Origin of the sequence: Mycobacterium sp., assembly GCF_035506235.1 — a bacterium.
Classification (GTDB): Bacteria; Actinomycetota; Actinomycetes; order Mycobacteriales; family Mycobacteriaceae; genus Mycobacterium.
The window spans coordinates 23,505-36,925 of record NZ_DATJPU010000014.1 but is presented as its reverse complement, the minus strand read 5'-3'; the positions used below and the strand labels follow the sequence as shown (position 1 = coordinate 36,925).

14 protein-coding genes are annotated in these 13,421 nt (G+C 70.0%); 2 read left to right on the top strand and 12 right to left on the bottom strand.

Features of this window, described 5'->3' with window-relative positions:
- Positions 1-7: 7 nt before the first annotated feature.
- The 6 genes from VMD50_RS01970 to ssd are packed head-to-tail and all read right to left on the bottom strand — an operon-like array spanning position 8 to position 4,158.
- Complete coding sequence (locus VMD50_RS01970; RefSeq protein ID WP_414685976.1) at positions 8-283, bottom strand: TadE family type IV pilus minor pilin; 276 nt, start codon at positions 281-283, stop codon at positions 8-10.
- Positions 284-333: 50 nt separating this feature from the next.
- Positions 334-534 carry a DUF4244 domain-containing protein gene (locus tag VMD50_RS01965; RefSeq protein WP_325424310.1) on the bottom strand — a complete coding sequence of 67 codons (201 nt, stop codon included), beginning with the start codon at positions 532-534 and terminating at the stop codon, positions 334-336.
- 18 nt (positions 535-552) lie between these two features.
- Positions 553-1,155: a type II secretion system F family protein gene (locus tag VMD50_RS01960; RefSeq protein ID WP_325424308.1), complete on the bottom strand. Its 603-nt coding sequence runs from the start codon at positions 1,153-1,155 to the stop codon at positions 553-555.
- Complete coding sequence (locus VMD50_RS01955; protein ID WP_325424306.1) at positions 1,152-1,952, bottom strand: type II secretion system F family protein; 801 nt, start codon at positions 1,950-1,952, stop codon at positions 1,152-1,154. Before VMD50_RS01955 ends, VMD50_RS01960 begins: the two co-directional genes overlap by 4 nt.
- Positions 1,949-3,112 (bottom strand): TadA family conjugal transfer-associated ATPase, encoded by a 1,164-nt coding sequence (locus VMD50_RS01950; protein ID WP_325424304.1) that lies wholly within the window; start codon positions 3,110-3,112, stop codon positions 1,949-1,951. The genes VMD50_RS01955 and VMD50_RS01950 overlap by 4 nt, the downstream gene beginning before the upstream one ends.
- Complete coding sequence (gene ssd / locus VMD50_RS01945) at positions 3,109-4,158, bottom strand: septum site-determining protein Ssd (RefSeq protein WP_325424400.1); 1,050 nt, start codon at positions 4,156-4,158, stop codon at positions 3,109-3,111. The genes VMD50_RS01950 and ssd overlap by 4 nt, the downstream gene beginning before the upstream one ends.
- Before the next feature lie 490 nt (positions 4,159-4,648).
- Between ssd and VMD50_RS01940 the strand changes: the two genes are divergently transcribed.
- Entirely contained in the window at positions 4,649-5,506 is an 858-nt protein-coding gene (locus VMD50_RS01940) for an HAD-IB family hydrolase (RefSeq protein ID WP_325424302.1), read from the top strand.
- A gap of 430 nt (positions 5,507-5,936) precedes the next feature.
- Here VMD50_RS01940 and VMD50_RS01935 read toward each other — a convergent pair whose 3' ends face one another.
- Genes VMD50_RS01935 through VMD50_RS01915 form a run of 5 tightly spaced genes read right to left on the bottom strand, consistent with a single transcriptional unit; the run spans position 5,937 to position 11,765 of the window.
- Positions 5,937-6,707, bottom strand: coding sequence for an oxidoreductase (locus tag VMD50_RS01935; protein WP_325424301.1), 771 nt, complete (start codon positions 6,705-6,707; stop codon positions 5,937-5,939).
- 44 nt (positions 6,708-6,751) lie between these two features.
- Entirely contained in the window at positions 6,752-8,362 is a 1,611-nt protein-coding gene (locus tag VMD50_RS01930; RefSeq protein WP_325424299.1) for an ABC transporter ATP-binding protein, read from the bottom strand.
- The gene (locus VMD50_RS01925) at positions 8,359-9,234 is read right to left on the bottom strand and encodes an ABC transporter permease (RefSeq protein ID WP_325424297.1); all 876 of its coding nucleotides are present in this window, start codon (positions 9,232-9,234) and stop codon (positions 8,359-8,361) included. The genes VMD50_RS01930 and VMD50_RS01925 overlap by 4 nt, the downstream gene beginning before the upstream one ends.
- Positions 9,227-10,153, bottom strand: coding sequence for an ABC transporter permease (locus VMD50_RS01920; RefSeq protein ID WP_325424295.1), 927 nt, complete (start codon positions 10,151-10,153; stop codon positions 9,227-9,229). The genes VMD50_RS01925 and VMD50_RS01920 overlap by 8 nt, the downstream gene beginning before the upstream one ends.
- A gap of 1 nt (position 10,154) precedes the next feature.
- On the bottom strand, positions 10,155-11,765 hold the full coding sequence (locus VMD50_RS01915; protein WP_414685975.1) for a peptide ABC transporter substrate-binding protein: 1,611 nt from the start codon (positions 11,763-11,765) through the stop codon (positions 10,155-10,157).
- Positions 11,766-12,035: 270 nt separating this feature from the next.
- On the opposite strand from VMD50_RS01915, the gene VMD50_RS01910 reads away from it, so the two are divergent.
- Positions 12,036-12,770, top strand: a complete 735-nt coding sequence (locus tag VMD50_RS01910) for an LppU/SCO3897 family protein (protein WP_325424291.1) — start codon at positions 12,036-12,038, stop codon at positions 12,768-12,770.
- A gap of 11 nt (positions 12,771-12,781) precedes the next feature.
- Here the strand turns inward: VMD50_RS01910 and VMD50_RS01905 are convergent, their stop codons facing one another.
- The gene (locus tag VMD50_RS01905; protein WP_325424289.1) at positions 12,782-13,345 is read right to left on the bottom strand and encodes a DUF4232 domain-containing protein; all 564 of its coding nucleotides are present in this window, start codon (positions 13,343-13,345) and stop codon (positions 12,782-12,784) included.
- Positions 13,346-13,421: the final 76 nt, after the last annotated feature.

The window sequence follows — 13,421 nt, the reverse complement described above, 5'->3', positions numbered from 1 at the left end:
GCCCCGATCATCCCCCGGGCTCGGCCGCCGCGACCGCCCTGGCCGCAATGTCCAAGGACGGCAAGACCTTTGAGTGGGCAATGACCGCGGCGACGACAAATTCGCCGTCACGATGCACCTCGACCCGCGCCCCCGCGGGGGCGACGCGGCGGGCGGCGTCAACCGCCGACCGTTCGTCGCCGCGCGCGGCCAGCCGCGCCGCCTCGCGGGCAGCGTCGACGCAGCGCACCTGCATCGACACCGCGGTGACTCCGGCGAGGCACAGCACCAGCACCACGACCAGCGAGGCGATCGCCAGCGCGGCCTCAACGGTGCTCGCGCCCGCACAACCGGCTAGACCTTGGTGTTGAGCGCGCGACCGATGATGTTGGTCAGCGCCGAGACGATGGAATCGCCGGTGACGACGGTGTAGAGGATTGCGCCGAACGCGGCCGCGGCTATGGTGCCGATCGCGTACTCGACCGTGGACATGCCCGACTCGTCGGTCGCCAGCACGGCCACGCGGGCCAGCAATGCGCGAAACATGTTGACCATCAATGCCTTCCTTTCGTTTCACAGCAGGCCGGACTGCAAGACATCACCGGCCAGTCCCACCACCACCGGAACGATGCCCAGGCAGACAAACGCCGGCAAGAAGCAGAGACCGAGCGGTCCGGCGATCAGAATCCCCGCTCGTTCGGCAGCCGCCGTGGCGGCGTGCGCGGCGTCGTGGCGGGATTGGTCGGCCAACTCGGCGACGCTGCTGGCCAGTGCCGAGCCGGAGGACGCCGACCGCCGGGCCAGCCGCAGCAGCGCATCGATGTGCGCGCCGGCCGCGCCGGTCGGCGGGTTCGGCGGAATCGACCATGCGACAGCGGGATCCGCGCCCAGCGCCAGCAGATCCGCGGCGCGGCGCAACACCCCGGCCAGCTGCGGCGGTGCGGATGGGGCCGTCGCCGCGGCGGCCGTCGACACCGCCATGCCCGCCTCCAGGCACACGGCCAGCACATCGAGGCTGGAGGCGACCGCCAGCGGGTCGGGACCACGTCGCGGCCTCGCCGGCACCGTCGCTCGCCGGCGATGAGCGCCCGACAAGGCCCCCGCGCGCGCCCGCACCGCCGACGGGCCCGGGCCGATCCACAACGCCACGGCCAGCAGCACCGCCGCCGTACTCATGCCTCGACCCGATCTGTGATGCGGTCCGACCACAGCAGCCCGCCGCAGGCCAGCGTCGACCCGACGACCAGCAGCCAGCCACCGGTGTGCCCGTCCAGCAGAAATTTCAATGGCCGGGCCCCGATCAGTTGACCCAGCAGCACGCCGAGCACCGGCAGGCCCGCCAGAATCGTCGCGGTGGCGCGCGCGCCGGCCATGTTCGACCTCACGCGTGCCGAAAAGCGTTGCCGCTCGGCGACATCGCGCTGAGCGGCACGCATCAGCGTGGCTATCGCCAGCCCTTGGTCGCCGGCCAGTTGCCAGCACACCGCGAGTCGATCCCACTGTGCGGGCAGGGCCGACGAGCGCGCCGCGGCGCGCAGGCCGGCGGTGACGTCGGCACCCAGCCTGGCCCGCGCCGCGACCGCGCGCAACGCCACGGCAACCGCGCCGGCGGTCTCCTCGGCCGCGACCCGGAACGCGCGCACCGGATGGGAGCCCACGCGCAACTCGCCGACCAGCAGGTCGAGTGCGGCTTCCAGCGTTCGGCCCTCTTCCGCGGCGCGCCGGATACGACGGCGCCGCCGGTACCGCAGGCTCGCGGTCGCGACCACCACCGCGACGGCGAGCACCGCTGTCGCCGGCAGCAGGACGGCGGCGGCCACGAGGACACACGCAGCGGCGCCTGCCACCCCGCTGCGGCCGGCGACAGGCCATCGGGGAACGCGCCCCGGGCTCGTCAACCGGTGCAGCGGCGACGGCGGGAGCGCCAGCAGCGCAAGGGATAACAGCAGGGCGGCAACCGCAAGACCGTTCATGCCGAGGTCCGGCTCCGCAGCAGGCGATGCAGGTCCCCCGCATCATCGGTCAGGCCCCGGTCCGCATGCCAGGCGGTGACCGCCCGGGCCTGCCCGTCAACACGGCGCAACACAGCTATCTCGCCGAGCCGCCGCCGGCCGGCCCGGTCCCGCGCGACGTGCAGCAGTACCTGGACGGCCGCGCCGAGTTGGCTGTGCAGAGCCGCCCGGCCGAGGCCGCCGAGGGCGCCCAGCGCCTCCAGCCGGGCGGGAACCTCGCCCGGACTGTTGGCGTGCAGCGTGCCCGCGCCGCCGTCGTGGCCGGTGTTCAGCGCCGCCAGCAGATCGACCACTTCGGCGCCCCTGACCTCGCCGACCACGATGCGGTCGGGCCGCATCCGCAACGCCTGCCGGACGAGTTCGCGCAGCGGCACCTCGCCGACGCCTTCGACGTTGGCGCACCGTGCGACCAGCTTGACCAGATGCGGATGCCGGGGCGCCAGCTCGGCGGCATCCTCGACGCACACGATCCGTTCGGTGGGCGCTACTGCGCCCAGCATCGCCGCCAGCAAGGTCGTCTTGCCGGCCCCGGTGCCGCCGCATACGAGGAAGGCCAGCCGAGCGGCGATGACGTCGCGGATCAGCGCGCCGGCCCGGGCGTCGATCGCGCCGGCCGCGATGAGGGCCGGCAAATCCTGCGTGGCCGGCCGCAACACGCGCAGCGACAGGCAGGTGCCGCCGGCCGCGATGGGCGGCAACACGGCATGCAGCCGCACCGCGAAACCTCCGGAGCCGATGCCCGTCAACCGGCCGTCCACCCACGGCTGCGCGTCGTCCAGGCGCCGACCGGCGGCCAACGCCAGCCGCTGCGCCAACCGCCGAACCGCGGCCTCGTCGGCGAAACGGATACTGCTGCGCCGCAACCCTTTTCCGTCATCCACCCACACCGCGTCGGGTGCGGTGACCAAGACGTCGGTGGTGCCGTCCCCGCACAACAACGGTTCGAGGATGCCGGCACCGGTGAGCTCGGTTTCCAAGACCCGAAGATTGGCGAGGACCTCCGTATCGCCGAGCATCCCGCCCGACTCGGCCCGGATCGCGGCCGCCACCACGCCGGGTCGCAGCGGGACGGATTCGGCTGCCAGCCGCTCGCGCACCCGGTCGATCAGGGAGCCGCTCACGCCGCCCAGCCGTTCCGCGCCGATCCGGCCGACGGGAGCACGGCCAACACCCGGCGCGCCGCCACCCCAAGGGGACAACGCCGTCCCAGCCGCAGGCCACCGCGCTCCAACCGCCCGGCGAGTTGCGGCTGAGCCTTGACGGACGCGAGCAGCGGCAGGCCGGCGATGTCGGCGACCTCGGCGGCCCGCAAACCCCCGGGCGACGGGCCCCGCACGACCAGCCCGAGATTGGGATTGACCTCGGCCAGCAGCGGGGCCATCGCCGCGGTCGCCGCGCACGCCCGCACGTCGCAGCGACTGACCACCACGACGAGATCGGCGGCATCCAGCGCGGCTTGCGTCGCATCGCTGAGACGGCGCGGAAGGTCGCACACGACGGCGACTCCCCCGCGGCGACCGGCGTCGACCACGGCGTCCACCGGCGCAGCGCCCAATTCGTACCCGCTGCGGGTACCGGACAGCACGCTGATGCCGCGGTGCCGCGGCAGCGCCTCCCGCACCGCCGACCAGTTGAGCCGACCGCCCTCTAACGCCAGATCGGGCCACCGCAGGCCGGGTGCGCTTTCGCCGCCCACCAGCAGATCGATGCCGCCGCCCCACGGGTCGAGGTCCACCAGGAGCGCGTCGCCGGCGGCTTGCGCTATGGCGACCGCGAGCGAAGACGCGCCGGCCCCGCCACAGCCCCCGACGACGGCGACGACCGCGCCACGCGAACCGTCATCGCGCGCCGACTCACCGGCCTCGGCAAGCTCGCGGATCAATTCGCGCTCTTGCTCGGGCAGCTTGAGCACGCGTTGGGCGCCGACGGCGACGGCCGCCGCCCAGGTCGCCGTCGCGGGGTCCTCGAGGGTCACGACGCTGACGTGCGTGCGCCGCGGCAGCGCCGCCTGCCCGCATCGATCCGCTGCGGCCTCGTCCAGCACCACCGCCGCGGCCGCAGACCACGCCTTCCGGCTCACCGTCGAGGCGCCGCCATGAACCACCCGACCACCGACCGCCGCGGCCACCCGGTCCGTCTCGTCGCGCAATTCCGGGTCGGTCAACATCGCCAACACGGCCGCGGATCCCGCCACTTTCGTGCCCGTGGTGCTGGTCATCCACCCACCCTGCGGGGCCGTGACCTTGGCACACCAGTCCCAAAGCCGGTTTTGTGGATAGAGACGCGAGTGTGTACAAACGCCGCGCCACCGGGCACGTCCGCGGCGCCAAGGCGCCCTTCCCGCAACGCGCGGCAGCCGGCGGGACGACGCCCAACCGGAGGAGAAAATTACCCTAGAAAAGGGACGACCCCCGCCAGGGGGGGAGGAGGCGAGGGTCGTCGTGTATCAGCCCCGGGGGGTCGGGCTGATGCACCCTCGGCTCAGGCCGAGTAATGCTTACTATACACATGACAGTCCGCACTAACGCAAGTAGTTGTTCGTGCGAAAGGTGCGTTGAGCCGCAAAAATACCGACGGTATGTTCTTGCGGCGGCTATGAGCGGCCGTTTTCGGCCCAACGCCGCGGCGCCCCCGGACGACCGACCTATGCTGGTTCGGTGACCGTTTCCGACTCGGCCGCGCGGCAGCAAACCTCACCGGAAACAGCTGCGACTACCGGTCCCCGCGCCCGTACTGCCGCCTTCTTCGACCTGGACAAGACCATCATCGCCAAGTCCAGCACGCTGGCTTTCAGCAAACCCTTCTTCAACCAGGGACTGCTCAACCGCCGCGCCGTGCTCAAGTCCAGCTACGCCCAGTTCATCTATCTGCTCTCCGGCGCTGATCATGACCAGATGGACCGGATGCGCATCCACATGACGAACATGGTCGCCGGTTGGGACGTCGAACAGGTCAAGTCGATCGTCAACGAAACCCTGCACGACATCGTGACCCCGCTGGTGTTCGCCGAAGCCGCGGACCTCATCGCCGCCCACAAGCTGTGCGGCCGCGACGTCGTCGTGGTCTCGGCGTCCGGGGAGGAGATCGTGGCCCCCATCGCCCGGGCGCTCGGCGCCACGCACGCGATGGCGACCCGGATGGTCGTCGACGACGGCAAGTACACCGGCGAGATCGCGTTCTACTGCTACGGCGACGGCAAGGTGCAAGCGATCCGGGAGCTGGCCGCGCGGGAGAGCTATCCGCTCGAGCACTGCTACGCCTACTCCGACTCGATCACCGATCTGCCCATGCTCGAGGCCGTCGGCCACCCCAGCGTGGTCAACCCGGACCGCGGTTTGCGAAAGGAAGCCGTCGAGCGCGGCTGGCCAGTGTTGATGTTTTCCCGTCCGGTATCGCTGCGCGACCGGATTCCGGCACCGTCGGGCGCCGCGATCGCGACCACCGCCGCGGTCGGCGTCACCGCACTCGCCGCCGGCGCGGTCACCTACTCGCTGCTGCGCCGCTACGCCTTTTAGGCACGGCAGCAAACATGCCATTCGCGCAATACATTTTTGTTTCGCAATTAGGCCTTGATGTGGTTGGGGTCTAGTAGTACAAAGGAACCACGGAAGCCCGGTGAGGCCTAGGTCGATCCGGAAGAGAAGGATCGTTCTCCCGAATCGGGCGCCCAGCATGGAACCCGGCACCCACGCGGAGTCATAGCCGCGATAATGGCAGAAGTGTTGCGGGCCTGCGTAATTGCGAAAAGCGGAAGGTGTCGACGGCCCTTTGGGTGGGGCTGCAACCGGAAGCGTCGCAAGATCGCCGAGGCCAACCCGCGCAGCCCAGAGATGCACGCTTGGTAACCGAGTTCCGTGCTAGCGGGCGGCGGACCGAATATTTCGGGACGTCGCCCGCTTTTACATTTGCGAAACGCATTCTTTGGTGCCGGTTCGAAGCCCTCGGCTACCGTCTCGGCAGCGACTCGGCGATCGACAAAGCCTCCTGCGCACCGGCCTGCAGCGCCCGGCAACACAGCACCAACCAGGCGCCCACCCCGTCCGGTGTGCCGTCGGTGAATCCCCGCGCCGCATCGCGATAATCGGCGGGCCGCCGCATCCAATTCACCTCGGGCACGCCCAATCCGTGTGGGTCCAGCCCGCTGGCGATCGTCACCAGCCGCGACACCGCGCGGGCCACCACGCCGTCCGCACTGCCAAATGGCTTGAGCGTCAGCAGTTCCCCATGTGCGACCGCCGCCACCACTGGCGCCGGAGCGCGGGTGCGGCCGGCCACCAGCTCCGCCAGCAGCTCCAGCCGCGGCCCCACCTCGGCGTCGGCCCGCGGGCGGCCGAGACGGTCGTCTTCCGCCAGCTCTGCCGCGGCGAGCATGTGCAGACGGGCCAGCGCCTGCAACGGTGCCCGCCGCCATATTCCGATCAGGGGCCCTTCCCCACCCTCCAGCGCCTGGGCCACGCGCAGCGCCCCGCCGAACACCGGGTCGCTGACTCCCCTGTTTGGTAAGGCGGCCTCCGCCAGGTCGTCCAGCCGCACGGGACCGCCGTCGAGCACCGACGAAGCGCGCGCAGCCCGCAGCGCCGCTTCGGCGGCGGTCACCGGCCACCGCCGCAGGTTGGCCGGATGGCGGTGGACGCGACCCAGCGCGTCGCGGGCCCGGTCGCTGGCCTCCGCGACGCCGGGCAGCTCCATCAGCGGGGCCAGCGGATCAGCCGTCACAGCTTGCCAACCTATCGGGCGGCGCCACCGCCCTCAGGACGGCCTCAGAATGGCCTCGGTATGGCCTCCAGCAACCGGCGGGTGTACTCGTGGCCGGGCCGGGTGAACAGCTCCTCGGCGGGCGCCTGCTCCACCACCCGGCCGGCGCGCATCACCAGGACGTCGTCGGCGATCTGCCGGATCACCGCCAGGTCATGGCTGATGAACAGGTAGGTCAGCCCCAGTTCGGCCTGCAACTCGGCCAGCAGGTCCAGTATCTGCGCCTGCACCAGCACGTCGAGCGCGGACACCGGCTCATCTAGCACCAGGACCTCGGGCCGCAGCGCCAGCGCCCGAGCGATCGCGACCCGTTGCCGTTGGCCGCCCGAAAGTTCGCGCGGCAGCCGCCCCAACAGCGAGGACGGCAGCGCCACGTGGTCAACGAGCTCGCGCACCGCGCGCTCGCGCTGGTCGCGATCGCCCACCCGATGGATCCGCAACGGCTCCTCGATGGCACGAAAAACCGAATACATGGGATCCAAACTGCTGTAGGGGTTCTGGAACACCGGCTGCACGCGCCGGCGAAACGCCAACGCCGTCTCGCGGTCCAGCCTGTCGTTGATGTCGGTGCCATCGAAAACCACAGTGCCCGAGGTGGGCGACAGCAGGCCCAGCACCATCCGCGCCAGCGTCGATTTCCCCGACCCCGACTCTCCCGCGATCGCCAGCGTGCTCGCCCGGCGCAGCCGAAACGACACGGCATCGACCGCGCGGAACTGTCCACGCCGCCGAGGCGCCCCGCGCGACTCACGGTAGGTCTTGGTCAGCTCGGAGGCGACGAGAATGTCGTCGGGGGGCGGCTTCGGGGTGTGCGGCCGGGGCCGGGACGGACTCGGTGTCAGCGACGGGGCGGCGGCCACGAGCCGTCGGGTGTATTCGTGTTGCGGCTCACGGAGAATAGACTGCGCCGCACCGGATTCCACCACCAGCCCGCGGTGGACGACGAACACGGACTCGGCCCGTTCGGCGGCCAATGCCAGGTCGTGGGTGATCAGCAGCAGCGCGGTTCCGCGTTCGGCGGTGAGCCGCTGCAGATGGTCCAGCACCTGCCGTTGCACGGTGACGTCGAGCGCCGAGGTCGGCTCGTCGGCGATGAGCAGCTTCGGCCGTCCGGCCAAGCCGATGGCGATCAGCGCGCGTTGGCACATGCCGCCGGAAAGCTGATGGGGGTACCGGGCGGCCTGCTGGACCGGGTCCGGCATGCCCGCCTCGGCGAGGAGTTCGAGAGCGCGTTGCCGCGCCTCACGGCCATCCGCGTTGGCCCGCAACGCTTCCCGGATCTGAAAGCCCACCTTCCACACCGGGTTGAGGTTGGTCATCGGATCTTGCGGCACGTAGCCTATGGCGCGGCCCCTGATCGATCGCAGCAACCGGCGGTCGGCGGCGGTGATGTCATGCCCGTCGAAAACGATGCGCCCGGCGGCGATTCGCCCCCCGGGCGGCAGCAACCCGAGAATCGCGGCGGCCGTCGTGGATTTCCCCGATCCGGATTCGCCGACGACCGCGACGGTCTGACCGTGCCGCACCGTCAGATCCACGCCGCACACCACGGCATCGTCGCCGAACCCGACCTCCAGGCCCTCGACCGACAGCAGCGGCTCGTCCGAGGTGTTCATGCACGCCGTGCCCGCGAGCCGGGATCCAGGGCGTCACGCAGCGCGTCGCCCATCATCATGAAGGCGAGCACCGTAATCGCGAGCGCGCCGGCGGGATAGAACAGGATGGGCGAGCCCGACCGCAGCCGGCTCTGCGCCAGGTTGATATCGCCACCCCAGGACACCACCGACGCCGGTAGGCCGACGCCGAGGTAGGACAGCGATGCCTCGGTGACGATGAACACGCCGAAGGCCAGTGTGCACACCGCGAATACCGGGCCCAGGGCGTTGGGCAGCACATGCCGGAAAAGGGTCTGGAAGTTGCTCAGCCCCAACGCTTTCGCGGCAAGCACATGGTCGCCGGCCCGCACCTCGAGGACCGCGCCGCGGGCGACCCTGGCCACCTGTGGCCAGCCGAACAGGGCCAGGATGGCGACCACGGTCCACACCCGGCGGTGGTGCATGACGCCCATGATGACGATGGCGGCCAGCAGCAGCGGCAGGCCGAAGAACACGTCGGTGATGCGCGAGGCGACGGCGTCGATCCACCCCCCGTAGAAGCCGGCCAGCGAGCCGAGCGCGCCGCCGACGACGAACACGAGCAGGGTGGCCCCGAGCCCAACGGTGACCGAGGCCCGCGCCCCATAAACGGTGCGCGCGTAGATGTCGTGGCCCTGCAGGTCGGTGCCGAACCAGTGCGCGGCCGACGGGGGCAGCAGGCTCTGGCTCGGGTCGGCGTAACCGGGATCGATTCCGGTGAACAACACCGGGAACAACGCGACGACAACGATCAGCGCGATCAACGCGGCGGCGATGATGAACTTCGGACGCCGCCGCAGCGTACGCCAGGTGTCGCGCCAGAAGCCGTGGCGATCGGTGTTGCGCTCAGCCATAGCGGATCCGGGGATCGAGGGCGGCGTACAGCAGGTCCACCGCCAGGTTGGTGATCAGGTAGACGACCACCAACACCGTCACTATCGAGACCACCGTCGGCGCCTCCTGCCTCATGACGGCCTGATACAAGACGCCGCCGACGCCGTGGATGTTGAAGATGCCTTCGGTCACGATGGCCCCGCCCATCAGCGACCCGAGATCGGCGCCGAGGAACGTGACCACGGGGATCAGCGAGTTGCGCAGGATGTGCACCGTCACGACCCGTCGCCGCGACAGCCCCTTGGCGGTGGCGGTGCGGACATGGTCGGCGTGCGCGTTGGCGGCCACCGCCGACCGGGTCAACCGCACCACGTACGCGAACGACACCGCGCCCAAGACGATCCCGGGCAGCAGCAGCCGCGCGAAGGTCGCCCGCTCGCCGACGGTGACGGGCGCGATCCCGAGCCGCACACCAAACACGAATTGCGCCAGAAAGCCCAGGACGAAGATCGGGATCGCGATGATGACGAGGCCGGCGATCAGCACCGTGGAATCGAAGATTCCGCCCTCGCGCAGGCCCGACACCACGCCGAAGCCGATGCCGAACGCCGTTTCCACCGCCACCGCGATTAGGGCTAGCCGCAGCGTTACCGGAAAGGCATGGGCCAGAACGGCACTGACCGGCAGCCCGGAATAGGAGCGCCCCAAGTCGCCGTGCAGGATGCCGCCCAGGTAGCGCAGGTACTGCACGACGAAGGGATCGTCGAGGTGGTAGCGGGCACGCAGTGCGGCGGCCACCGCGGGAGTCAGCGGCCGGTCCCCGGCCATCGCCGCCACCGGATCGCCGGGCAACAGGAAGACCATGCCGTAGATCAGCAGCGTGGCGCCGAGAAAGACCGGCACCATGATGACGATCCGCCGCGCGATGTACCAGCCCATCTCAAGCTTTCACGATGTTCTCGTAGTCGGGCAGACCGTTCCAGGTGACGTGTACGTCCTTGACCTCCGCCGACCACCCGACCACCCCGATGTTGTCCCACAGCGGGACAACGGGCATGTCGTGGAACAGGATTCGCTGCGCGGCATTGGCCAAAGCATCCGACTGGTCAATACTCGGCGCGGCCTCGGCGGCCGCCAGCGCCGCGTCGAATTCGGGATTGGCGTAACCGACGTCGTTGGACCCCGCGTCGGTGGCGAAAAGGGGGGCGAGGAACTCGATCATCGACGGGTAGTCCCCCTGCCACGCGGCGCGAAACGCGGTCCCGATGGTGTGGTTGGTGATCTGAGTGCGAAACCCGGCGAAGGTCGGCTGCGGCGCGCCGACGGCGTCGATGCCCAGCACGTTCTTGATGCTGTTGGCCAGCGCGTCCACCCATTCCTGGTTTCCGGCGTCGGCGTTGTAGGCGATGGCATACTGGCCGCCCCACGCCGAGATCGCGTTGGCCTGCGCCCAGAGTTGCCGCGCGCGATCGGGATCGAAGTTCAGCACGTTGTTGCCCGGCAGGTTCGGGTCGAAGCCCGGCAACGACCGGGCGGTGAAATCGCGCGACGGGGTGCGGGTGCCCATGAAGATCCGCCGGCAGATCTGCTCGCGGTTGACCGCGGCCGACAGCGCGAGCCGGCGCAGGCGGCCTTCCTCGCCGCCGAAATGCTGCAGCCGCAGCGGGGTGTCGAGGCTGTGCTTGACCGCCACGGGCCCGCTGGTCACGTTGTCACCCAGGTCGCGCTTGTAGACCGGCAGCGCGCTCGGCGGAATCGTGTCCAGCACATCGAGATTGCCCGACAACAGGTCGGCGTAGGCGGTGTCGAGGTTGGCGTAGAACTCGAACCGCAATCCTTTATTGTGCGGCATCCGGTTGCCGTGGTAGCCGGGGTTGGGCCGCAGGTCGATCTTGACGTTGTGCTCCCAGGCCGGCCCGTCGGGGCCGTCGGCGAGCCGGTACGGGCCGTCGCCGAAAGGGTTGCGGCCAAACGCGGCCATGTCGCGGAACGCGGCGTCCGGCAGCGGATAGAACGCGCTGTGGCCCAGCCGCAACACGAAGTCGATGGTCGGCGCCTTGAGTCGCACGGTGAACTCGAGATCGTTGACCACCCGCAGCCCGGACATGGTGGTCCGTCCGTTTTTGGGGGCCGCTGCGGCCGCCTCGTCGAACCCGTCGATCGGGCTGAAAAAGCTTTGCTGCAGCTGGGCATTGGTGCTCAGGGCGCCGTAGTTCCACGCGTCGACGAACGAGCGGGCCGTCACCGGCGAGCCGTCGGTGAACTTCCAGCCGGCTTTGAGGACCACACGGTAGTTGACGTTGTCGGTGGTCTCGATCGACTGGGCCACCTCGTTCGCCGGGTGTCCGGCGGCGTCATAGGACACCAGGCCGGCGAACAGCCGGTCGATGATCCGCCCGCCGTTGCTGTCGTTGGTGCTGGTGGGGACCAGCGGGTAGGGCGGCTCCCCGCCGTTGACCAGCACGAGATCGGGGCTCAGGACGCCGCCGCCGCAGCCGGCCAGGGACCCGGCCGCCAGCATCCCGGTGAGGACGGCCAGCGCGGCCCGCATCCGACGCATGACAGCGACCCTAGTGACGGTCGCAAGCGCGGCGCTGGGGGCACCTCCCGCTTGCGGGGGACCGGGCGCGGCGGGCCGTCATCAGCGACCCAGTGACGGTCGCAAGCGCGGCGCTGGGGGCACCTCCCGCTTGCGGGGGACCGGGCGCGGCGGGCCGTCATCAGCGGCCCTGGGGCTTGCAGCCGCGAGGGCCCGACCGGGGCGCGGCTCTCAAGCGACGATGAAGAGCCGCAATTGGGTCGCCGTGACTAGGATGGCGCTGTGACGTTGTACGAAATCGTTGTTCAGGTTGGGTATCTGGCGGCGATGTTCGGCATTTCCGCGATCGGATTGGCCTGTCTGATCATCGGATTACGCGCACGCAATCGAGCGGTCACCGCCGTTGCCGGCCTTTCCGTTGATGCCGGCTACCCGTACCCGCCCACAACGCCAGTGACGTACCCGCCGCAGCGCCGACAGGGAAAGTGGGGTACCACGCTAATCGTCATCGGTGTCGCACTGCTGACCTTGGGTGCGCTGGGAATTGCCGGGGGTCTGTTGCGACCAATCTACCGCAGCCCGTTCGACACGAACAAGTCCATGCAGTTCGGCCAGTGCGTCGACCAAAACTCTTTTCTCGCAACGCGTTTCATTTCAGAGCCGGAAAACGATTGCGCCAACGCCGCGAATACCTATGAACTCGCCTTCAGAGGCGGTCCCTCGGCGACCTGCCCGGACGGCAAACGCGATCACTCCGTTTACAACCGGTACACCGATGACGCCACGATCCTGTGCTTTGCGCTCAACCTCAAGCAGGGCCAGTGCTACCAGCTGGCCGATGGTGCCGGGAACTTGACGATGCGGCCCGGCGACTGCGACGAGTCCCAGCCGTTGCGGACCAGAGTCGTGCGGCGCATCGACGGCAGCACGGACACAACGGCTTGCCCGCCCGGGGACAAGACCATTGCTTACCCCTCCCCGCCGCGGGTCTACTGCCTGGCGCCGGCCGATTCCTGACCAGCGCGCCATCAGCCCGCGGTGACGGGGTGGACCTCCAGCCGGCAGGCGTCGATGGTGGCCGTCACGGTGAACACCTGAATGATGTCGGGCGGGCTGACGGCCAGGTCGGTATAGGTGGGGCAGGCGTTGCCCTCGGCGTCGAAGCCCGGGCCCTCCACCCCCTCCACCCCCTCGACAACGGCTTGCCCTGAAGTCGACAGCGACAGGATGACGCTCGGCGGCACGTCGACTCCGGCGGGCAGGCCACCCATGTACCCACGCGGCGTGGGCTGGGCGTGGATCGCCGGGCCGCCGGTGCCGGAGTCGACGCCCGGGTAACCGGTGAGTGTGCACGGGTCCGCGCCGCCGGCAAGGGTGAACATCAGCGTCAGCCCGCGATGGCCCGCGGCGCCCTGCGTCGGAGATGCGCTGACGGCGACCTGTTCCGACCAGCATGGCGCCGGCTGGTCGACGCTGTCGGCCGGTTCGGCCCATGCCGGCGGCCCCACCAGGGCGGTGGCCGCGTAACTCGTTGCGGCCACGGCGAAGCTGGGGACTGATCGGCGAAGGCGCCGCGCCTGCGGTCCCGGCACACCGGTGATTATCCGCCCTCCGGGCGCATTTGAACCGGGATTGGGCAGCGGCTTTTCACCTCAAAGGTTTAGGCTC

Excerpts from the sequence above, each read along its gene's own strand:
- VMD50_RS01930 (WP_325424299.1), bottom strand. The coding sequence starts at position 8,362 with ATGAACACCTCGGACGAGCCGCTGCTGTCGGTCGAGGGCCTGGAGGTC.
- ssd (WP_325424400.1), bottom strand. The coding sequence starts at position 4,158 with ATGTTGACCGACCCGGAATTGCGCGACGAGACGGACCGGGTGGCCGCG.
- VMD50_RS01915 (WP_414685975.1), bottom strand. The coding sequence starts at position 11,765 with ATGCGGGCCGCGCTGGCCGTCCTCACCGGGATGCTGGCGGCCGGGTCC.
- VMD50_RS01960 (WP_325424308.1), bottom strand. The coding sequence starts at position 1,155 with ATGAGTACGGCGGCGGTGCTGCTGGCCGTGGCGTTGTGGATCGGCCCG.
- VMD50_RS01965 (WP_325424310.1), bottom strand. The coding sequence starts at position 534 with ATGGTCAACATGTTTCGCGCATTGCTGGCCCGCGTGGCCGTGCTGGCG.
- VMD50_RS01925 (WP_325424297.1), bottom strand. The coding sequence starts at position 9,234 with ATGGCTGAGCGCAACACCGATCGCCACGGCTTCTGGCGCGACACCTGG.
- VMD50_RS01920 (WP_325424295.1), bottom strand. The coding sequence starts at position 10,153 with ATGGGCTGGTACATCGCGCGGCGGATCGTCATCATGGTGCCGGTCTTT.
- VMD50_RS01955 (WP_325424306.1), bottom strand. The coding sequence starts at position 1,952 with ATGAACGGTCTTGCGGTTGCCGCCCTGCTGTTATCCCTTGCGCTGCTG.